This is a genomic window from Acinetobacter sp. LF10 (assembly GCF_048585715.1).
Lineage (GTDB): Bacteria > Pseudomonadota > Gammaproteobacteria > Pseudomonadales > Moraxellaceae > Acinetobacter.
Map to the genome: position 1 here is coordinate 2633398 of NZ_CP184160.1, position 20098 is coordinate 2653495.

Below are 20098 nucleotides of genomic sequence, written 5' to 3' on the forward strand. Positions count from 1 at the left end.
TAAAGTTCAAATCAAAAAAGCCAGCATAATGCTGGCTTTTTTGATTAAGATTAGAGCATGGGGTTGTACGTTCTTCATTTATCAATGTTGAATAATTTGAATCTGTGGAAACTGAAATCCGCGACAAGACTGCTCTGCACGCCATGCGATAGTCAGCACGATCTTCTGATTTAAAACAAAATTTTGATAAGCAAATGTTCCAATCAAAGGATGAGTACACATTCCACCATCATTTGATGGATGAACTTGTGTATTTAGACTATTTAAATCCAGTCTAATTCCAAAACCTGATGCCTTTAAAACCGCCTCTTTAGTGGTCCATACACGTAGCCAATATTCCGGATCTTGATCTTGTTGCTGCCAAGTTTGATATTCTTCAGGATGAAAGGCATGTTGAGCCAAGGCATCAAAACGGACTTTACGATCCAGCTCTTCCACATCAACACCAATCTCTTTCATACGTTCACTCATCGCCAAAGCATAGTATTGCTGACTATGTGAATGGTTAAATTCCAAGGTATGAGAGCTTAAAAATGGCTTGCCATATTCATGTTTTGAAAACTGTAAATCCTTAGTTAAACAATTTAATTGATCTGCCAAAAGTTGATTGCGATAGGCTTTGATCTGTTGTTTTTGATAATCATTAAACGATCTAAAATCTGAGAAATCTGCTTTATCTCGTTCAAGAAGTGAAGCCAATGCTTGAACATGGATCTGAATAATTCGTGCAGCCATCCCTATCATCTCTTATAAAAAAAGCCCAACGTAACGTTTGGGCTTTTGATATCAAAATCAGCTTAACGCTTGAATTTTTTCTCAGCCTTTTTAAACTTCTGTACATAACGACGTTTACGTGCTGCAACACGCTCATCAACTTGAGATTTACGACCTTCAAATGGGTTTTCTGAGGTTTTAAAATCAATACGCACAGGTGTACCTTCAAGCTTGTACACTTTACGGAACACATTTTCCAAATAGCGACGGTAATCAGCAGGGGTTTTATCCACTTTGTTACCGTGAACCACGATTGTTGGTGGATTTTGTCCGCCCATATGTGCATAACGCATTTTAATACGCTTACCACTAATCATAGGTGGTTGATGCGCGTCAGTCGCGTCATTCAAAATCTGCGTTAATTTTGCTGGTGAAACTTTTAAATGCGATGAATCATAAGCACGATGGATAGTTGGGTATAAATCACCCACACCAGTTCCATGTAATGCAGAGATTAAATGTACTTTCGCCCAAGGAATAAAGTCAAAACGACGATCAACATCAAGCTTACATTGCTTACGATCATATTCGGTCATGTTGTCCCATTTATTAATGGCAATCACCATGGCACGACCAGCTTCTAATGCATAACCAATTAAATGTAGATCTTGCTCAACGACCCCTTCACGCGCATCGAGCACAACAACAATCACGTGAGCATCTTTGATCGCTTGTAATGTTTTCACGATTGAGAACTTCTCAATCATTTCATCAACTTTACCTTTACGACGTACGCCAGCGGTATCAATCAACGTATATTGACGACCATCACGCTCATAAGGAATATAAATTGAGTCACGCGTAGTACCAGGCTGGTCAAATGCAACTACACGCTCTTCGCCAAGCAAGCGGTTGACTAAAGTCGACTTACCCACGTTTGGACGACCAATAATCGCCAAACGCAAACCTGTATTTTTGTTATGTTCTTCAGGATTTTCATCTTCTGGCACTTCAGCTAATACTTCCTCAAGCATTTGCTGTACACCACGACCATGGCTGGCTGCAACTTGAATAGGTTCTCCCATACCAAGTTTATAGAATTCAACTAGCGCGGCTTCTGCATGAACACCATCAACCTTATTGGCAACTAAATAGACTTTCTTACCTAAGGTACGTAATTCACGAGCAATCTGTTCATCTGATGCCAACAAACCTGCACGCGCATCCACAACAAAAACAATAATGTCTGCTTCATGGATGGCAGTTTTTGACTGCTCCGCCATGTATGAGTCAATACCACCTTCATTCTCACCAATACCGCCCGTATCAACGACAATAAATGATTTATTTTGATACACCGCATCGCCATATTTGCGGTCACGAGTTAAACCAGCGAAGTCAGCAACCAAAGCATCACGACTTTTAGTGATTTGGTTAAATAGCGTTGATTTTCCGACGTTTGGACGACCAATAAGCGCGATAACGGGTTTCATAAATTAACCTTAATTCAGACGAGCCATCGTTGATGACATCGTATCAGAAACAGTATGGAAGATTTTGGTGATCAAATAATCACAATAAAAATTCGGGGTTTTGTTCAAACAAATACCCCGATCATTCTTTTATTAGCATTTGCTAATTAAACATTTTACCACAAGCTAAGGCAAAATTAACGATTCTGCCAAATGCTTAATGCACCTTTTCGAGTTGCAACGTAAAGCTGATTATCAATTACACGCAGTGAACGGACTTCACCACTGGTTTTCGCACGACCAATCAACTTCCCTGTATTTGGATCAATCAAATGAATAACTCCATCTAAATCGCCAACCACAAGGTTCTGTCCAAGCATCACAGGATTACTCAATTGACGGTTAAGTAATTCCTCATTCTGCCAAAGAAGTTCGCCTGTCGCTAAATTATAAGCTTTCAATTTTCCATCTGCAGTCGAGATAAAAACTTTATCACCTGAAACTTCAGCGCTATTGGTACTACTTGCTTCCTCACTCCACACCACACGCTGTGTTGCAAGATCAGTAGTTGTGACTTGTCCTTGGAAACTGGTTGTTACCAGATATTGGCCTGCAACAACTGGGTCACCGACAACATCAATCAGACGTTGAATATCCGAACGACCATCACTTACTGCAACTCGACGTTGGAAACGCGGCACGCCACTAATTACATCCAATGCATAAACATAAGCATTCGCGGATGCAACAACAACAGTGCGTTCATCTAAACGAACGGGTGCAGGTTGACCACGTAAACTAAACTGAACATTTGGTAATTTATATGCCCACACCTGCTGTCCAGTAACAGCATCATGCGCAAATACAGTCCCGTCATTTGCAATCGTAATAACCCGTCCCGATTGAATGAGTGAAGGAGACAAAATCGCACCAGATAATTTGGCAGACCATTTTTGGCTACCAGTAGCCTGATCTAAAGCAAATAACTCACCTTTACGATTACCAATAATGACAATACCCTCACCCGCTTCTACACCGGCAGTGAGTTCTTGCTTAGTAACCTTACTTTTCCAAAGACGCTGCTTATCTTTATAAGCAGAAACCTGACCATCTGGATCAATCGCAAAAATTACACCGTTATCTGTATCTAACTGCAAGCGCAAAGCTTCTGCTGCATTTGTTGACGAAACACTTTGAGAAAAGACCAGATTTAAGCCTTGCTGTTGCGTAATTTTTGGCAACGGATTCGGTTTCACTTCTTTTACTTTATTGGTTGAACATCCAATTAATAAAGCTGAAGCAATTGCAATTGCCAAAGGTAATTTTAGTTTGTTCTGCATTAAGACTCATCCACTTTGGTATCTAAGATCGGGCGCTCAATTTCAGGATCATCTACTAAAATACCAACGCTTTCGAGTTTAATTTGTAAAAGCTGACGCTCTTGTTTACGTTCAATAAGGCTATCCCAAGCACTTTGATATGCTTTTCGCGCCGATGCAGTATCTTTCTTTGCAACAAAAATATCACCACGTAACTCTTCTGCAGTTGCTTTAAACGCTGGTTCAGTCACGTTTGATAAGGTTTTCAGCGCCTCATCATATTTCTTTTGTGCTAATTGTGAATCCGCTAAACGTATTTTTACAATTTGCAGCAAACCCGCATCTTTAACTTTTGAGTTTTCAACTTTCTTTAATGCTTTTTCAGCTGCAGCATAGTCTTGTTTATCATAAGCAAGCTTCGCCAAGATAAATTGGGTCTGAATCGCCTGAACCGAGTTAGCATCATCTTTCACAATTTTATCTGCTGCTTCAGATACTGTAGCGAAAGCATTTGGTTGACCTGATGCAGCCTTAGCTTCGTCCATCAATTTTTGTACTTTCGCCGTTTGGCTCTGTGCCTCAGCTAAATTTTTCTTTTGCCAATATTCCCATCCGAAAAAGGCAATCAAGGCAATCAGAATCCCGCTAATCATGGCAGAACCATATTTTTTGCCAAAAGACTTTAATTGGTCGAGCTGTTCTTCATCACTTAAACTCATGTGATTGTCCTTTCCCTAAATATTGTGCAATTTATTGTTTAAATTTTTCGATAAAAAAAGATGTCAGCTCAGTTAAAGCGACCTGCGCCTGCTCACCCGTTGCTAGCTTTTTGACCAAAAGCTGTTGTGATTCCCACTCGCGCTCACCCAAAATCACTGCATAGATTGCACCCGATTGATCAGCCTTTTTCATTTGGCTTTTCATACTGCCTTGTGAACCTGTTTTCAGACGAATTGAGCTGTTTGCTGCTTCTAACTGGTCACGGATTTGTTCTGCTAATACTAAAGCTTTAGCTTGAAATGCAGGCTCAGCCAATAAGAAAACTTCACAATCACGTACTTCTTGGGCTTGTTCAACCTGCTCAAGCAACAACAGTAAACGTTCCATACCCATTGCAAAACCAACTGCAGGTACAGATTGATCTGCTTTACCTTTCAGTTGTCCTACCAAGCCATCGTAACGACCGCCTGCACAAACCGTTCCTTGTGAACCCAACATGGTTGTCGTCCATTCAAATACAGTTTTGTTGTAGTAGTCCAAACCACGCACTAACTTCTGATTAATTACAAACTCAACGCCTGCATCAGTGAGGTACTGTTGTAACTGTTGGAAATGATTGATCGAATCTTCTTTTAAGAAATCATGCAACTTTGGTGCATTTTCTAAAATCTTTTGTGTTGATTCAATTTTAGAGTCTAAAATACGTAATGGATTAGTACTTAAACGGCGTTGTGAGTCTTCATCTAATGCATCTTTGTGCTGATTTAAAAACTCAACCAAAGCAGCACGATATTCCGCACGCTCATCCGTCTCACCTAAAGTATTGAGTTCTAGACGAACATTTGCTGCTACACCCATACGTTTCCATAGGCGAGCCGTCATTAAAATGATTTCTGCATCAATATCTGGCGTTGCCACACCAAAAGTTTCAACACCAAATTGATGGAACTGGCGATAGCGACCTTTTTGTGGCTTTTCATAGCGGAACATTGGACCCACATACCAAACACGCGGTGTTGCGCCACGCAATAAGTTATGTTCCAACATCGCACGCACACATCCAGCCGTACCTTCTGGACGCAAAGTTAGCGATTCAGGCGGAGTACCTTTATCAAAAAAGGTATACATTTCCTTTTCAACGATATCGGTTGCATCACCAATGGCACGCTTAAACAAACCCGTTTGTTCAACGATCGGTAAACGGATTTGTTGATAGCCATAAGCATCCATTAAAGATGCTAATTGTTGTTCCAGACTTCTCCAAGCAGCAGTTTGTGTTGGAAGGGTGTCATTAAAACCTTTGATCGCGACAATTGAACTCATGATGAACTACGAATAATTTCTTTAGATTTAGCTTCTTCAAGCTCTTGAACACGTTGACGAACCATTGTTTCAATTTCATCAACCAACTGATTTGTGTCAATTAAATGACTTTTTTCACCATTACGATAGACCAGTGAACGTGGTGATGCGCCAACGATACCGATATCCGCCTCTTTAGCTTCACCAGGACCATTCACTTTACATCCAATCACAGATAAATCCATCGGTGTACGGATATCTTCTAAACGCTCTTCCAAAGCCTGCATCACTTGAATCACATTAAATTCCTGACGTGAACAGCTTGGGCAAGCAATAAAGTTAATCCCATTTGAGCGTAAGCCCAACGATTTTAAAATATCAAAACCGATTTTAATTTCATCCTCAGGTTCAGCCGCGAGCGAAATACGCATGGTATCGCCAATGCCTTCCATCAACAGTCCGCCCAGGGCAATTGCTGATTTGACTGTACCCGTACGGTAAATACCTGCTTCAGTCACACCAAGATGCAGTGGATTATCTATCTGTTGAGACAGCAAACGATAGGCGTCCATGGTTAAAAACACGTTTGATGCTTTGACGCTGACTTTGAACTCATGAAAATCTAAACGATCTAGAATATCAATATGACGCATTGCAGATTCAAGCAAAGCTTGTCCTGTTGGCTCACCATATTTCACTTGTAAATCTTTTTCCAATGATCCTGCATTCACACCGATACGAATGGAAATACCATGATGTTTTGCCGCAGCAACAACTTCACGTACTTTCTGATCCGAACCAATATTGCCTGGATTAATGCGCAAACAATCTGCGCCATAGTCCGCAACTGCTAAAGCAATACGATGATCAAAGTGAATATCGGCAACTAATGGTACAGAGACTCGTTTTCGAATTGCCCCAAAAGCTTCTGCTGCTTCCATTGACGGTACAGAAACACGCATGATATCCGCACCTGCATCTGCACAGCGCTGGATTTGCGCTACAGTTGCATCCACATCACAGGTTTCAGTATTGGTCATACTTTGAACACTGATCGGGGCATCACCACCGACATACACTGAACCAACACGAATTTTACGTGTCGGACGGCGTTTAATTGGATTCACAATCATCGTATAGCTCTACTCTTTGGCATTAACGAGACAAACGGAATTCTGCTTTTCCATTAACCGTATATGGAGACAAAGATATTTGCTCCTGATTCAAGGTCAAGGATACAGCTGTTGCATCATCTAAACGAATTTGGAATGGTGATTCACCACTCAAAGTTAACGTAGATGCTTGACGACCTGTTGCCAATACTTTACCTGTTGCATCAACAATATGCACAGATGTTGGTCGACTAAAGTTCAAAACTAACTGATCGCCAGAAGTTGGGTTCGTTGTGGTTCCCATCGGTATAATTTCGACATCAGAACTTTTTGCTTTAGGCGCTTCAACTTCATCATCTTTGTGGCTAGATGTCCAATTTTGTACAGCCATCACTGCCAACCAACCCAAAACTAAAACAGCAGCTAAAATAGCAATACGCTTCAACCATTTACGGTTACGTACACTTTTCGAACCAGATAGTTTACCCATGATCTTGATAGGAGAATTATTCAAGGCATGGTTTGCTTTAAGGCCAGTATCATTAACATAAATTTCATCAAAACGCTGAATAATCACACTTGCGTCTGCATGTAAATATTTTGCATAAGCTCGATAGTAACCTTTGATAAAGGTCGCCTCAGGTAATGATTTATAATCATCTTGCTCTAATGCCGTTAATGTTTTAACGGGCATATTCAATACGCTTGCAATTTCTTCAAGTTCTTTCTTTTGTGCAATACGAATTTGACGCAAATACTCACCAGGTCGTTGAATATTTCCTAACGTTGACGATGGCGAGGTTGAGCCAGTTGGCTGATGTGAATTTGGATTTATTTCCATACGGCCTCAGTACTGTACTGTAATTGCAAATAACGTTGATATTCTGGACTATCAGGAAATAATGCTCGTAATTGATTCACTAACACTTGCATTCCTAATTGATCCGCACTCGATCGAGCAATGCGTATACCAATCCAAAGTGCACGCGCACCTTGGTTTTTTTGCCCCACATTACGAACATACTGTTCGTATAGTTGCGATGCATCTCTATTATTCTGTTGCAAATAGAAAATTTCTGCCAACTCTAACATTGAAATAGTTGCGTTACGATTTGCTTGTAGCGCTTGTTTGAATGCTTTTTCAGCATTCGCAACATCGCCTAACTTTAAATAGATTCGCCCTAAGTTTTCCAACGATTGAAATCGCTGTTCATAACCTAAGGTTGCACCTGCACGGGTAAATTGCTCAATCGCTTCATTATAACGTTGCATTTGATACAAATATGTACCGTAATTATTACGAGCTTGTGCATTATCTGGTTCTGAAGAAATCGCACGCTTAAAATAAGCATCTGCTTTTTCCATATTGGACTTACTGCCTTCTTGTTGCAGTAGAATCCCCATCATCATATTGGCGTTTGCATCACGCGAATCAATATTTAAAGCTTGATCAAGAGAACGTTTAGCGGAATCCAAATCACCTGTACGAATATATTCAGCAGCCAGTTGAGAACGAACTTGCACTGCCTTTTCTGGATCTTTTTTTAATCCTGTAGCAGATTGGCAAGCAGTTAACCCTAGTACTGTAAACACAACAGTTGGCACTATAATCGTTTTTAGTCGAGTTGTATTCAACGCTATATCCCCAAGTTTTATCCTTGTGTGCGCAAAATTTCTTGTCGTTGCGCCACTTTCTTCTTCCACTGTTCCGCACGACGCGTACGGTCAGCAACCTGTCCTACCAATTGACCACATGCAGCATCGATATCATCGCCACGTGTCTGACGAATCGTACACACAAATCCGGCGTCAGACAAAGTTTTTTGGAATGCAATAATTCGATTACGACTTGAACGCCCATAAGGTGCATGTGGAAATGGATTAAATGGAATCAGATTGATTTTACTTGGCAAGTTTTTCAATAATTTTAATAACTGTTGTGCATGCTCAGGGTGATCATTTACACCCTCCAACATCACATATTCAATCGTGACATGGCGACGTGAGCTTTCATTACCATCTTTAGCTAAATAACGTTGGCACGCAGCAATAAGTTGCTGTAATGGATATTTTTTATTAATTGGAACAAGTTCATTACGAAGTTCATCATTTGGTGCATGCAGTGAAATTGCCAATGCAACATCAATATCTTGTGCCAATTGGTCAATTTTCGGAACAACACCAGATGTTGATAAGGTCACACGGCGTTTAGACATTCCGTAGGCAAAATCATCTAACATTAACTGCATTGAGCTGAGTACTGCATCGTAATTAAGTAAAGGTTCACCCATACCCATCATGACCACATTGGTCACGGTACGTTCTCGCTCAGCAACAGGCACATCTTCCATATAAGAATAATTTGCCATCCATAACTGACCGATGATTTCTGCTGGCGTCAGATCACGCTGAAAACCTTGCTTACCCGTCGAACAGAATGAACAATCCAGTGCACAACCCACTTGTGATGAAATACACAAGGTTTTACGTGCACCTGTTTTATCTTCTGCAGGAATCAGTACCGTCTCGACTAAAGAGCCTTCACCTTCACCAACACGGAACACCCACTTACGCGTACCATCTTTAGAATAATTACGGTGTACCACTTCAGGCGCTTTAACTTCACAAATCTTTTCTAATTTTTCACGTAACTTGCCTGAAATATTACTCATCTCAGCAAAATCAGTGACGAAAAACTGATGTATCCATTTCATGACTTGACTCGCACGAAACTTCTTTTCGCCTAAGTCTTCAAAGAACTTTTCTAATTCAGCTCTAGACATGCCAAGTAAATTTACTTTCTTATCGGCAGCTTGAACGACAGACGTAGTTAAAGACTGTTGTTTTTCATCGACATTCTCAGATGAAACGACCACTACAGAACTCATGTATATTTACCTAAACGATATCAGCGCTAGAAAATGCTGTGCAGTTTTCACACAACTCAATCTATAAAAAATAAAAAACCAGATAAGTAGTATACCACTTATCTGGCTTGAATACTTTGGATTAACGAGTGCGTGGGCAGATCTCGTTATCAGCAAAGAAGTAAGCGATTTCACGCTCAGCAGAAGCAACTGAGTCAGAACCGTGAGCAGCATTTTCATCGATGCTTACAGCGAAGTCAGCGCGAATTGTACCTGGAGCCGCTTCTTTAGGGTTTGTAGCACCTAAGATTTCACGGTGAGCAAGAACTGCGTTTTCGCCTTCAAGAACTGAAACAACAACTGGACCAGAAGTCATGAATGCAACTAAGTCACCAAAGAAACCACGTTCTTTGTGCTCAGCATAGAAACCTTCAGCATCAGCTTGAGAAAGGTGTTTCATTTTAGTCGCAACAATTTTTAAACCCGCTTTTTCAAAACGAGCAAAAATGTCACCAATGTGGTTTTTAGAAACTGCATCTGGTTTTACGATAGATAAAGTACGTTCAATCGCCATGATTGACTCCTATTTATGGTGTAAACTAAAAAATTTGCCGCATTATACCGATGTCATCGCTAATAATCAGCTTGAATCTGTAAAAGTTCAGTGATTTCTGATGTTTTTTTAACGAACTTCATCCAACCAAGCCATTTGAATCGCTTCAAGCAAACCTTCAGTCGACTTATTTGGGTCATCATTAAAGTCTGGTAAAGCACAAACCCAAGCATGTAAATCAGTAAAACGAATCCATTGAGGATCTACATCTGGGTGTGCTTCAGTAAGTTCGATTGCGATATCAATCGTATCTGTCCAACGTAAGCCCATTTGATAACCTAATTAACAGTTTGTGATTGAGCGTACTTTAACAAATCCCAAGATTTAAAAAATAGTCTTCTATCATTAAAACCCGTTAAATTATTTAAAGAATGATATTGAAGCTTGGTGCCAACAAAATAATACAGCTAGCAACGGATGCACCAATCACAGCACCCACAATCACATCACTTGGATAATGTAATCCTAAAATCATGCGGGACAATGCAACCAGAATCGTAAATGGCAACATCAAAATTAATAACAACGGTTGGATATAGCCTAATGTAATGGTAACCATGACCGCATGCAAAGTATGACCTGATGGGAAACTAAAATGATCCAATGGTCGCTCGCCCAGTACAATCACTTGGTGAACTTGATAAGGGCGTGGTCGAGTCGTTTTATGTTTTAAAAACTTATAAATCCCTGTACCAACAGAACCTGCAACGAGCAAATATAGAATTTGCAAACCGTATGCCAAACCTTGTGCGATCCATACTGATAACAACATGGCATACCAAAATGGTCCATCACCCAAACGACTAATCGTTTTAAAAAATAAGGCAATGCGTTGTGACTGGGAGAGATGATTAAGGTATACACACCCTTTTAGATCTAAATCGAGCATTTTTATTTTTGCATTTTGAAATTTCATACTTTTCTCCTTTCTGAGGATACTTTAGGTAGAGTTCATAAGAGGTTCCTTCACTACCTGATAAAGTGCTTGTTCTAATTGTTGTACAGGAAACTGCCAACTGGTTTCTTGCACACTTTCACTCGCCATTTGCCCCATTTGCCTCAATTGTGGCAATTCAGGAAGATCGCAAATGGATTGAATTAATGCATCAGTCTGTCCGAGTGGCGTCAACCACCCTGTCACGCCTTGCTTAACATGCTGATGCGCGCACACATAATCATAGGCAATCACAGGTAAACCACTCGCTATTGCCTCTAAAACCACATTACCAAAAGTGTCTGCTTGGCTTGCAAAGGTAAATACATCTGCGCTTGCGTAAGCCATTGCAAGTTCACGACCGCTCAGGCTTCCTGTAAAAATCACATCATGAGATGTTGTCAATTTGCTCAACCGAACGCGATCAGGCCCATCCCCGACAATCAAAAACTTAATATTTGTACCTTGTTGTGCCTGTAATGCATGGAAGCCTTTGATTAATACATCCACTTCCTTTTCTGGTGATAAACGTCCGACATACAGCATTACACGGGTATCAGCATCTACACCCCATTGTTGGCGTAATTGCTGTGAACGATGTTTTGGGGAAAACTTCGCAGTATCAACACCCCGTCCAACAACAACTAAAGGACAAGTCACACCAAATCCACGTAGTGCTTGTTCCGTGTATTGACTGGGTACACACGTGACATCTGTACTATTATGGAACCATGTTAAGTAACGTTGAATCGGTTTGACTAAAAAAGCCAAGTCAAAGAAACGGCTAAAATCTTGGAAAGCTGAATGGAATCCACTCGATACTGCGATTTTTTTTGACTTTGCAGCTTGTAGCGCTGTTAAACCTAATGGACCTTCAGTCACTATATGCACCACGTCAGGTGCGAACTGTTCAAATGCTTTAGAGACTTTAAGATATTGTGGCCAACCAAATTGAACACTTGGGTATTTTGGAATAGGCTGAGACATCACCAAGCATTCTTGTTCAGGCAAAAATTCTGTACAAATCGCTTTTTGTATAGGTCTGACCAATAGAATTTTATGTCCAAGCCGCTGTAGCCCCTGACATAATTGCATCATAGATAATGCTACACCATTAATTTCAGGTGGCCATGTTTCAGTGACGATTGCAATTCTTAAACGTGGACGAACTAAATCACGAAGTTCAGCCAATTCATTTTGTTTATTTTTAAGTTGTTTCCTTTTAAAATAAAACTTAAAACTTTCTGGAAACGGTTCTTGCTTTAATAGAGATGTCGCGTATGTACTTTGCATATCGCCATCCATTTGTGTCGTTATTTTCATGCTTTTAGCTTATAAGTATTTTTTGACACTTTAATGATCAGCACATGACAGTTTCATGAATCAAATGATATGATTTATTGCTTTCGGCAAAAATAAAAAGATTTTAAAATCATGCAAATATTAAAAGCTCAGTCACGTTCTGAATTAGCAGACCGCCTTCGCCCCACTATTAAATATAAAAGCAAAGCTCTTGTTGCTTATTTTGTATTTTTTATCACTTTTTGTCTTTTGTTTATAGTCTTTCTCTATCTGTTAGGCTGGGTAAGAGGTCAACCCTATCAACTACATTGGGGCTATTTTGCTTTGATCTGTATTTATGCAATTACATTTCCAATGGGATATAAATTCAGCGATTATCGCATCCCCTTTTTTTCATTTGAAAAATATTTTATTGACCCAGCATTAGTTCAGGATTTAAACAAACGAGAATATATAAAAGCAACAGCAACAATTATTGATGTTCAAATTCCATCAAAACAGTTTTTTAAACCTACATTGCATACTTTAACCCTACAATTGGACGAAACAAATGAAGTCATCACGGATACGTCTGTTCATTTAAATCTATTATTTAGAAATATTTATTTTACCAATTCAAATTACACTCAATTTTATGCTGATCCAGCATGGATTGGTACAAAAGTAGAATTTTGTTTTTTACCCAAATCTAAGCGCATCATTCAATTGATTGCGGATACTGATCAACATGATTTTCAAGATTTGACCACTGAATCTGTTAATAAACTCACATTACATACAGTTCCCTCTCGTTTCACCCAAGAGTTGTTTGCGGTTCAAAGTATTGAAGCTATACGCTCAACAAACAGTACATGGCAATATGAATTAATCATCACAACAATATTTCACAATCAATATCATATCCCTGCTAACAGTCAGGGCTTTGCTAAACTAGAACAGATACTCTCAAATCGAATTGATTTTTTAAAATACCGTCAGTTTAAGCAAAACTCATCAATCAGGTCGGAAGTTGTTTATCGACCTAAAATAATTAAACCTCAACAGTTTCTACACAAAATTATGTCAATACCCTATAAAGTTTTTCTTTAAACCAAAGGATTATCAACCGCAAATAACTGTTGATCTTCTAAACGATAGGCCACCAATTGTTGCCCCCAAACACAACCACCATCGACATTTTGAATTTTCTGGCTAATGGTTTTACCCTGCAACGCAGCCCAATGCCCAAAGATCAGTTGATGGGTTTGGGCTGCTTGGCTTTCAAACTCAAACCATGGCTTAAACCCTGTTGGCATCGGTGCGTCTAACGCATCTTTAAATTCAAACTCTAGCCGCCCATCAACATCCGTCAAACGCATACGTGTTAAATAGTTGGTGATACAACGTAAACGAGCTGAGCCTGTTAAATCATCCGACCACAAATCAGGTTGAGCACCATACATTTCAACCAAAAATGCATCTAAAACAGATAAATCCTCATGTCCTACCGCGTGTTGAACTTCCTGAGCAAGCGCAATAGTTTTTTCTGCATTCCAAATACATGGAACACCTGCATGGGTAATCAAAGTTTGTTCATTTGGGGTTAGGCTTAACGGCTGTTTACGCAGCCAATCAATCAACTCATCGCCATCAATCGCATCGATCACGTCCTGAGTACGATCTTTGGCTTTGGCTTTCTTAAATCCACGGGCGCAAGCAATCAAGGTCAGGTCATGATTACCCAGTACAGTTGCAGCAGCGCCACGATCAGCCAGTTTTTTAATAAAGCGCAATGCACCGACCGAATTTTCGCCACGTGCAACCAAATCACCCGCAAACCATAAAAAGTCTTGGTCTGGGTCAAAACGTATTTCTTTCAATAATGCTTTTAATGCCTCGAAACAGCCTTGCACATCACCAATGACATAGTTATAGCGTTTAGACATTAAGACACCATCTGATCAGAAAGTGCGACAAAATCAGCCAAACTCAAGGTTTCTGGTCGTGCCATCGGATCAACACCAGCTTTTTCAAAACCATCTTCAGCCAACATACCTTTTAAGCTATTGCGTAAAGTTTTACGACGCTGGGTAAAAACATGTCCAACCAAGCGAGCTAATGCCTTTTCATCTTTTGCTACGATCGGTTTAACGTCATAAGGTTCCAAACGAAATACGGCTGATGTCACTTTTGGTGGCGGATTAAATGAACCTGGTGGCACTTCAAATAAGAAAGTTGGTTTACAGTAATACTGGATCATCACCGATAAACGACCATATTCTTTCGTATTGGGTACAGCCGTAATACGATCAACCACTTCCTTTTGCAACATGAAATGCATGTCTTTAACTTTGTCGCCAAACTCCAAGAGATGGAACAACAAAGGCGTAGAAATGTTATAAGGCAGATTACCAACGACACGAAGTGGATGACCGTCTTGAAATAATTGCGTGAAATCGTATTTTAATGCATCAGCTTCGATAATGGTTAGACGTTCAGGATGTGGCACACGACCTGGTAAACCTGCTGCTAAATCACGGTCAAGTTCAACCACAGTCAGAGCGTCACACTCGCCAATTAAAGGTGAAGTCAATGCGGCTAAACCCGGTCCGATTTCGACAATATTCTCGCCCGCACGCGGATTCACTGAACGTACAATTTTGGCAATCACACGTTGATCATGTAAAAAGTTTTGACCAAAACGTTTTCGAGCCTGATGCCCTTCATCTTTAGGGTTTAGGGCATTAATTTGATACATAATAATTCCAACGTGAATAATTTACCCGCCCATTACTGACGGGCTAAATCAAGTGCTAAATCCACTGCAACATGCAAACTTGATGCTTTTGCCTGTCCAGTGCCTGCAAGAGAAAGTGCTGTACCATGATCGACCGAAGTTCGAATAAATGGCAAGCCTAATGTAATGTTTACTGCTTCACCAAAGCCTTGTGATTTTAACACAGGTAAACCTTGATCGTGATACATTGCTAAAACAGCATCCGCATCTTTTAGATTTTCTGGGGTAAATAAGGTATCTGCAGGCAAACAGAGACTCATCCCTATACCTTGTGCACGATAGCTTTCTAGCACTGGATTAATCACGTCGATTTCTTCTCGACCTAAATAACCATCTTCACCTGCATGTGGATTTAAGCCACAGACTAGAATGCGTGGTTGTGCGATTTTAAATTTGCTTTTTAAGTCTTGAATCAGAATATCAATCACTTGATGCAAACGCTCTTTAGTAATCGCATCAGGTACATCCCGCAACGGTAAATGTGTGGTTGCCAACGCAACACGCAATGTTTTAGTCGCCAACATCATTACCACACGATCCACACTTGCAAACTCTTGGTAATACTCAGTATGTCCACTAAATAGAATGCCTGCATTATTAATAATCGACTTTTGCACTGGCGCTGTAGCAACCCCTACACTCCGCCCTGACAAGGCATAGTCAGCTGAACGGCGTAATTGCTCTAACACATAAGCTGCATTGGCTGAATCTAACTGACCTAGAATAACAGGTTTTGCTAAAGGCACATGCTCAACGAAAAGCTGCCCTGCTAAATTCGACTTTTTCTCGCCTTGAAATGGAATGAGTTCAACATCAATATTTAACTGTTTGGCGCGCTGTTGCAACATCTGGATATCAGCCAGAATAACGATCGGTCGCTCATCAACACGGTTTGCTAGACTTAGACAAATATCTGGTCCAATTCCAGCTGGCTCGCCAGAAGTGACATACAAAGGCAACATGACTCACCAATTCTAATTTAAGTATTACATTATAGTTTACCGAAAGTTTTTTATTTAGAAAGTTTTGCAAATGTATACCCATAAGATTGGCTAAATATCCAATAGACAAACCAACACCAATAAAAAACAATCCACTAAACATATAAGCAAAAGTTTTTGAAAAAATATGAAGTAAAATTTACAAGCTGACAAACAATAAATTTATTTTTATCAACAAATACAACAACATAAACTATAAAAATAAAATTTAAATACGAATAAAGAAAATAAATAGGAATAACATTAGAGCGATTAGATGCCCAACATAACGCTGATGAAGCACTTGAAATAATTATTCATCAAATTCTACTCTCGCTCAGCACGCCCCTCCTACATAAGAAACAATAAACAAAGAGAATAAAATTAAAATACTGAACAATTTAAAATTTTTAAGGCTTTTTCGTTTTAGGCAAATTTTCAGGCACTAGATTAGAAGGCACAAATTCAACTTGACGAGTCCACGGGTTAATTTTTGGTTGTACCTTTTTCTCAGGTTGAACAACCGCTATCTCTTGTTTCTTTTCTACCGCAACAACCACAGCACTACTCGGCTTCTCTACAAATGGATTTGCAATCGGCTCTTTTTTGTCTATAGGTTGCGGCTGCTGTACGAGTTGTGGTTCTTTCTTCTCTGGTAATGGAGCTGTATTTACTGGATGAGAAGTATAAGGAGAAGCGATTGCACCTTGTTTTACCACAGTCTGCGATGATTGTTGATGTACTTGAGGATTTGGCTGAACCGACGAACTTGGTGATTGAGCTAAAGGGTTCGTCTGATCATCAGGAATTTCAATCGCTTTCATTTCAGCAGTCACCATCATGGCGGGATCAACATGCTCGCCACGACTTTCCAAGACTTCAACTTTACGACTTTCCCCCTCTTTAGGTTGAAATTCTGAATAATTGGTCACACTCCCCTGATCGACCCATTTATATAAACGTCGTGCGTTCGCTTGTGTAGAACTAACACCTATTAATATGACAACTACAACAATTTTTGTAGAAAACGATAAATTCATCAAATTCCCCAAAAGAAGAGGTAAATACTTCTATTTATTTCAAATAATTGATTCAAAAATAATAGGTCAAATACCACCGCCTCTCAAGCCAAAAAATGTAGCTCAAAATTAACGGTTATATAGTTACAAAATCAGTCACATTGCAGCAAAATATGACATTAACAATGAATTGTTCTTGTATGGTTTTAGAAATTCATATAGAATTCGGTCTCCTTTTGTTTGGGCGATTCCTTGCTCAAACCAACTATAATAGGTAGTGGTTAATGAAAACTCTCAGCGCTAAGCCTGCTGAAGTTCAACACGACTGGTATGTTGTTGATGCTTCTGGCAAAACTTTAGGTCGCCTTGCGACTGAAATCGCTCGTCGTTTACGCGGTAAGCACAAAACTTCTTATACTCCTCACGTTGACACTGGTGACTACATCGTTGTGATCAATGCTGAACACGTTCAAGTGACTGGTAATAAATCACTTGATAAGAAATACTATCGCCATACTGGTTTCCCTGGTGGTATCCGTGAGACTAACTTTGAAAAGTTAATCGCTCACAAACCTGAAGCAGTTTTAGAAAAAGCTGTTAAAGGTATGTTACCAAAAGGTCCTCTTGGTTATGCAATGATCAAAAAAATGAAAGTGTACGCTGGTAGCGAGCATCCTCATACTGCTCAACAGCCACAAGTTTTGGACATCTAAGGGATACAGCACATGGCTACTAATTATGGTACAGGTCGCCGTAAGACCGCAACTGCACGTGTTTTCTTATCAGCTGGTACAGGCAAACTCGTAATCAACAATCGTACTTTAGAGCAATATTTCGGTCGTGAAACTGCTCGTATGGTTGTACGTCAGCCTTTAGAGCTTTTAGAAGTTACTGAAAAATTTGACCTTTACATCACTGTTAAAGGTGGTGGTATTGGTGGTCAAGCTGGCGCTATCCGTCACGGTATTACTCGTGCATTGATCGCTGCTGACGAAACTTTAAAACCTGCTCTTCGTCAAGCTGGTTTCGTTACTCGTGATGCTCGTGAAGTTGAACGTAAGAAACTTGGTTTACGTAAAGCTCGTAAACGTCCTCAATTCTCTAAACGTTAATCGTTTTACGAATTGGACAAAAAACCTCGGATTTATCCGAGGTTTTTTTATTGACCTAATCATCATATTAAATTTCTACATAAATCTCATAAACACACTTCAATTGATCATGTTGCCCAGTCTGCTCATCTATACTTTTCAATTCTTCAATATAGTATGAGATGTGAATTTCCTTTCCGACTCGATAATATTTTTTTTGCGACTTAACATTTAGATGCATCCATTCCATAAAAATCTCATTCGACCCATCGACTTTGATATCAATAACATTTGGTTTACGGCATCCATCCATATTATTGGTTGCATAAACTCTTACAATACGCCCCATAATTGTCTGTCGTGGAATCACACCCTTCTTGAGATTAGATATCCACACGTCGGAACCAAATAAACCAAAAGTGCCTTTTAAGCCCACGTCAGGAAATTCAGGATCCAATGTTAATTCTTGGGCACCTTTCACATATTCAGGATCCTGCTCAATACAGGGAATAGCTGAATACAGTTGTTTTATTGTTTTTGACATGTTTTTAATTGGCATAAAATTTATCTGAGTATAATTTTTTATCACTCAAAATTATAGATCAAAGAGATATAGTCAAACCACTTTATTATCCATACATGATTCGAAAAAAACTCGAAATAACTCATCGACTGAGTTGTATTAGTTTTATAATGATTTGACTATATCATTAAAGTCCCAGTGATTTTACTGCTCAGTTTTAGTATTCTATCCGATTGACTCAGCTCAATTTTGGTAAATGAACATCGAAAATACGCCTATTCAAGGCATTACGCTTTACAGTCATGCAGATGATTTCCGCTCACACTGGATTCGTTTCTTATTAGCAGAAAAACAAATTAAATATCAGCTCATTATCACTGATCATGAAGATGAAGATTTGGCTGATCTCAACCCTTACAATCAACTTCCTATGTTGATTGAACAAAATCTAAAACTTTTTTCAACAAATATCATTAGTGAATATCTGGATGATCGCTATCGTCAAAATAAGCTTTATGCGGATGCTCCAATGGCCAGAGCGGAGCAACGTCAATATATTTGGCGTTTTGAACAAGATTGGTTCAAGCTTGCAGATCAAATGCTTAGACATGCCGATACGCTGAACCCGCAAGAAAAACAAAAAGCCCAGAAAGAACTTAGAGATACGCTTATTTCACTTACCCCATTATTTCAACATTTTCCTTTTTTTATGTCTGAGACATTTTCAATCTTAGATTGTGTACTGGCACCAATTTTTCTCAGATTAAAAAGTATGGGAATTGAACTTCCACCGCAACATTGCCGACCTATTTTTTTATATTGTCATCGTGTTTTCAGTCGCCCATCTTTCATTAAATCAATGACAGCTCAAGAAAAAAACAGCTACAATGATTTAATTCCTATGATTAAATAAGCTTGTAAATTATGTCAGATCAATTAAATGTTACGCCCACACGCCCTTATCTTGCACGTGCCATTTATGAATGGATTTGTGATAACCAATTGACGCCTTATTTACTCGTTGATGCAACACAACAACACACAGATGTTCCTCAACAATTTGTAAAAGATGGACAAATCGTTTTAAATCTAGCACCACATGCAATCCATCAATTTCATATGGATAATGATGCTATTTCATTTTCTGCTCGTTTCGGTGGGGTCGCAAAAGATATTTATGTACCTATTCGCGCTGTTTTAGGGCTCTATGCTAGAGAAAATGGACAAGGTTTATTTTTTGATCCAAGCGAATATGGTGATATTCAAGAGACTATAGAAACTCCAATAGAAGATAAAAAGCAAGAAGCCGAACCAAATAAGAAAAAACCTTCTCTCAGGATTCTAGATTAAAAGC

23 protein-coding genes are annotated in these 20098 nt (G+C 39.4%); 5 read left to right on the forward strand and 18 right to left on the reverse strand.

The annotated features are described in order from the left end of the window. Nucleotides 1-81 precede the first annotated feature (81 nt). The 13 genes from ACN19N_RS12660 to ACN19N_RS12720 all read right to left on the reverse strand — a co-directional run bounded on the left by ACN19N_RS12660 (nucleotide 82) and on the right by ACN19N_RS12720 (nucleotide 12346). Nucleotides 82-735, reverse strand: coding sequence for a 4'-phosphopantetheinyl transferase family protein (locus ACN19N_RS12660; protein WP_269238474.1), 654 nt, complete (start codon nucleotides 733-735; stop codon nucleotides 82-84). Nucleotides 736-797: 62 nt separating this feature from the next. Beyond that, nucleotides 798-2207, reverse strand: a complete 1410-nt coding sequence (der, locus tag ACN19N_RS12665) for a ribosome biogenesis GTPase Der (protein WP_269228777.1) — start codon at nucleotides 2205-2207, stop codon at nucleotides 798-800. 176 nt (nucleotides 2208-2383) lie between these two features. Next, entirely contained in the window at nucleotides 2384-3526 is a 1143-nt protein-coding gene (bamB, locus tag ACN19N_RS12670; protein ID WP_269228778.1) for an outer membrane protein assembly factor BamB, read from the reverse strand. Beyond that, entirely contained in the window at nucleotides 3526-4224 is a 699-nt protein-coding gene (locus tag ACN19N_RS12675) for a YfgM family protein (protein WP_269228779.1), read from the reverse strand. The genes bamB and ACN19N_RS12675 overlap by 1 nt, the downstream gene beginning before the upstream one ends. A 31-nt stretch (nucleotides 4225-4255) precedes the next feature. Beyond that, entirely contained in the window at nucleotides 4256-5548 is a 1293-nt protein-coding gene (hisS, locus tag ACN19N_RS12680; RefSeq protein ID WP_293743625.1) for a histidine--tRNA ligase, read from the reverse strand. Beyond that, nucleotides 5545-6660, reverse strand: a complete 1116-nt coding sequence (ispG, locus tag ACN19N_RS12685) for a flavodoxin-dependent (E)-4-hydroxy-3-methylbut-2-enyl-diphosphate synthase (RefSeq protein WP_004664888.1) — start codon at nucleotides 6658-6660, stop codon at nucleotides 5545-5547. Before ispG ends, hisS begins: the two co-directional genes overlap by 4 nt. Nucleotides 6661-6682: 22 nt before the next feature. Next, on the reverse strand, nucleotides 6683-7480 hold the full coding sequence (locus ACN19N_RS12690) for a helix-turn-helix domain-containing protein (RefSeq protein ID WP_269238477.1): 798 nt from the start codon (nucleotides 7478-7480) through the stop codon (nucleotides 6683-6685). Continuing rightward, nucleotides 7471-8274, reverse strand: a complete 804-nt coding sequence (gene pilW, locus ACN19N_RS12695; RefSeq protein ID WP_269228782.1) for a type IV pilus biogenesis/stability protein PilW — start codon at nucleotides 8272-8274, stop codon at nucleotides 7471-7473. The genes ACN19N_RS12690 and pilW overlap by 10 nt, the downstream gene beginning before the upstream one ends. 17 nt (nucleotides 8275-8291) lie before the next feature. After that, nucleotides 8292-9527: a 23S rRNA (adenine(2503)-C(2))-methyltransferase RlmN gene (rlmN, locus tag ACN19N_RS12700; RefSeq protein ID WP_293743619.1), complete on the reverse strand. Its 1236-nt coding sequence runs from the start codon at nucleotides 9525-9527 to the stop codon at nucleotides 8292-8294. Between the two features lie 121 nt (nucleotides 9528-9648). Then, nucleotides 9649-10080, reverse strand: a complete 432-nt coding sequence (gene ndk / locus ACN19N_RS12705) for a nucleoside-diphosphate kinase (RefSeq protein ID WP_003654870.1) — start codon at nucleotides 10078-10080, stop codon at nucleotides 9649-9651. A gap of 108 nt (nucleotides 10081-10188) precedes the next feature. Further along, complete coding sequence (gene iscX / locus ACN19N_RS12710) at nucleotides 10189-10389, reverse strand: Fe-S cluster assembly protein IscX (RefSeq protein ID WP_004664895.1); 201 nt, start codon at nucleotides 10387-10389, stop codon at nucleotides 10189-10191. A 94-nt stretch (nucleotides 10390-10483) separates the two neighbouring features. Then, nucleotides 10484-11035 (reverse strand): phosphatase PAP2 family protein, encoded by a 552-nt coding sequence (locus ACN19N_RS12715; RefSeq protein WP_269228784.1) that lies wholly within the window; start codon nucleotides 11033-11035, stop codon nucleotides 10484-10486. A 24-nt stretch (nucleotides 11036-11059) separates the two neighbouring features. Beyond that, nucleotides 11060-12346, reverse strand: a complete 1287-nt coding sequence (locus tag ACN19N_RS12720) for a glycosyltransferase family 4 protein (protein ID WP_420002392.1) — start codon at nucleotides 12344-12346, stop codon at nucleotides 11060-11062. Between the two features lie 141 nt (nucleotides 12347-12487). On the opposite strand from ACN19N_RS12720, the gene ACN19N_RS12725 reads away from it, so the two are divergent. Beyond that, a complete protein-coding gene (locus ACN19N_RS12725; protein ID WP_420001471.1) occupies nucleotides 12488-13444 on the forward strand; it encodes a hypothetical protein in 957 nt (318 codons plus the stop codon). Here the strand turns inward: ACN19N_RS12725 and ACN19N_RS12730 are convergent. The 4 genes from ACN19N_RS12730 to ACN19N_RS12745 form a co-directional block, all read right to left on the reverse strand. Next, complete coding sequence (locus tag ACN19N_RS12730; RefSeq protein ID WP_420001472.1) at nucleotides 13441-14280, reverse strand: symmetrical bis(5'-nucleosyl)-tetraphosphatase; 840 nt, start codon at nucleotides 14278-14280, stop codon at nucleotides 13441-13443. The two genes, ACN19N_RS12725 and ACN19N_RS12730, sit on opposite strands and share 4 nt — an antisense overlap. Continuing rightward, the gene (rsmA, locus tag ACN19N_RS12735; protein WP_269228787.1) at nucleotides 14280-15092 is read right to left on the reverse strand and encodes a 16S rRNA (adenine(1518)-N(6)/adenine(1519)-N(6))-dimethyltransferase RsmA; all 813 of its coding nucleotides are present in this window, start codon (nucleotides 15090-15092) and stop codon (nucleotides 14280-14282) included. Before rsmA ends, ACN19N_RS12730 begins: the two co-directional genes overlap by 1 nt. Nucleotides 15093-15124: 32 nt before the next feature. After that, entirely contained in the window at nucleotides 15125-16093 is a 969-nt protein-coding gene (gene pdxA, locus ACN19N_RS12740; RefSeq protein ID WP_420001473.1) for a 4-hydroxythreonine-4-phosphate dehydrogenase PdxA, read from the reverse strand. 428 nt (nucleotides 16094-16521) lie between these two features. Further along, nucleotides 16522-17151, reverse strand: coding sequence for a hypothetical protein (locus ACN19N_RS12745; RefSeq protein ID WP_269228789.1), 630 nt, complete (start codon nucleotides 17149-17151; stop codon nucleotides 16522-16524). Nucleotides 17152-17414: 263 nt separating this feature from the next. On the opposite strand from ACN19N_RS12745, the gene rplM reads away from it, so the two are divergent. Both rplM and rpsI read left to right on the forward strand, forming a co-directional pair. Next, nucleotides 17415-17843 (forward strand): 50S ribosomal protein L13, encoded by a 429-nt coding sequence (gene rplM, locus ACN19N_RS12750; RefSeq protein ID WP_004664909.1) that lies wholly within the window; start codon nucleotides 17415-17417, stop codon nucleotides 17841-17843. 12 nt (nucleotides 17844-17855) lie between these two features. Beyond that, a complete protein-coding gene (gene rpsI / locus ACN19N_RS12755; protein WP_004640839.1) occupies nucleotides 17856-18242 on the forward strand; it encodes a 30S ribosomal protein S9 in 387 nt (128 codons plus the stop codon). A 67-nt stretch (nucleotides 18243-18309) separates the two neighbouring features. Here rpsI and ACN19N_RS12760 read toward each other — a convergent pair whose 3' ends face one another. Next, nucleotides 18310-18780: a hypothetical protein gene (locus ACN19N_RS12760; RefSeq protein WP_269228790.1), complete on the reverse strand. Its 471-nt coding sequence runs from the start codon at nucleotides 18778-18780 to the stop codon at nucleotides 18310-18312. 220 nt (nucleotides 18781-19000) lie between these two features. Between ACN19N_RS12760 and ACN19N_RS12765 the strand changes: the two genes are divergently transcribed. Both ACN19N_RS12765 and ACN19N_RS12770 read left to right on the forward strand, forming a co-directional pair. Next, nucleotides 19001-19657, forward strand: coding sequence for a glutathione S-transferase N-terminal domain-containing protein (locus tag ACN19N_RS12765; protein ID WP_269228791.1), 657 nt, complete (start codon nucleotides 19001-19003; stop codon nucleotides 19655-19657). Nucleotides 19658-19668: 11 nt separating this feature from the next. Beyond that, on the forward strand, nucleotides 19669-20094 hold the full coding sequence (locus ACN19N_RS12770; RefSeq protein ID WP_004664913.1) for a ClpXP protease specificity-enhancing factor: 426 nt from the start codon (nucleotides 19669-19671) through the stop codon (nucleotides 20092-20094). The last annotated feature ends 4 nt before the right edge of the window (nucleotides 20095-20098 follow it).

Coding starts and splice junctions, on each gene's coding strand:
- ACN19N_RS12660 (WP_269238474.1), bottom strand. CDS start 735: ATGGCTGCACGAATTATTCAGATCCATGTTCAAGCATTGGCTTCACTT.
- der (WP_269228777.1), bottom strand. CDS start 2,207: ATGAAACCCGTTATCGCGCTTATTGGTCGTCCAAACGTCGGAAAATCA.
- bamB (WP_269228778.1), bottom strand. CDS start 3,526: ATGCAGAACAAACTAAAATTACCTTTGGCAATTGCAATTGCTTCAGCT.
- ACN19N_RS12675 (WP_269228779.1), bottom strand. CDS start 4,224: ATGAGTTTAAGTGATGAAGAACAGCTCGACCAATTAAAGTCTTTTGGC.
- hisS (WP_293743625.1), bottom strand. CDS start 5,548: ATGAGTTCAATTGTCGCGATCAAAGGTTTTAATGACACCCTTCCAACA.
- ispG (WP_004664888.1), bottom strand. CDS start 6,660: ATGATTGTGAATCCAATTAAACGCCGTCCGACACGTAAAATTCGTGTT.
- ACN19N_RS12690 (WP_269238477.1), bottom strand. CDS start 7,480: ATGGAAATAAATCCAAATTCACATCAGCCAACTGGCTCAACCTCGCCA.
- rlmN (WP_293743619.1), bottom strand. CDS start 9,527: ATGAGTTCTGTAGTGGTCGTTTCATCTGAGAATGTCGATGAAAAACAA.
- ndk (WP_003654870.1), bottom strand. CDS start 10,080: ATGGCGATTGAACGTACTTTATCTATCGTAAAACCAGATGCAGTTTCT.
- iscX (WP_004664895.1), bottom strand. CDS start 10,389: ATGGGCTTACGTTGGACAGATACGATTGATATCGCAATCGAACTTACT.
- ACN19N_RS12715 (WP_269228784.1), bottom strand. CDS start 11,035: ATGAAATTTCAAAATGCAAAAATAAAAATGCTCGATTTAGATCTAAAA.
- ACN19N_RS12720 (WP_420002392.1), bottom strand. CDS start 12,346: ATGCAAAGTACATACGCGACATCTCTATTAAAGCAAGAACCGTTTCCA.
- ACN19N_RS12725 (WP_420001471.1), top strand. CDS start 12,488: ATGCAAATATTAAAAGCTCAGTCACGTTCTGAATTAGCAGACCGCCTT.
- ACN19N_RS12730 (WP_420001472.1), bottom strand. CDS start 14,280: ATGTCTAAACGCTATAACTATGTCATTGGTGATGTGCAAGGCTGTTTC.
- rsmA (WP_269228787.1), bottom strand. CDS start 15,092: ATGTATCAAATTAATGCCCTAAACCCTAAAGATGAAGGGCATCAGGCT.
- pdxA (WP_420001473.1), bottom strand. CDS start 16,093: ATGTTGCCTTTGTATGTCACTTCTGGCGAGCCAGCTGGAATTGGACCA.
- ACN19N_RS12745 (WP_269228789.1), bottom strand. CDS start 17,151: ATGAATTTATCGTTTTCTACAAAAATTGTTGTAGTTGTCATATTAATA.
- rplM (WP_004664909.1), top strand. CDS start 17,415: ATGAAAACTCTCAGCGCTAAGCCTGCTGAAGTTCAACACGACTGGTAT.
- rpsI (WP_004640839.1), top strand. CDS start 17,856: ATGGCTACTAATTATGGTACAGGTCGCCGTAAGACCGCAACTGCACGT.
- ACN19N_RS12760 (WP_269228790.1), bottom strand. CDS start 18,780: ATGCCAATTAAAAACATGTCAAAAACAATAAAACAACTGTATTCAGCT.
- ACN19N_RS12765 (WP_269228791.1), top strand. CDS start 19,001: ATGAACATCGAAAATACGCCTATTCAAGGCATTACGCTTTACAGTCAT.
- ACN19N_RS12770 (WP_004664913.1), top strand. CDS start 19,669: ATGTCAGATCAATTAAATGTTACGCCCACACGCCCTTATCTTGCACGT.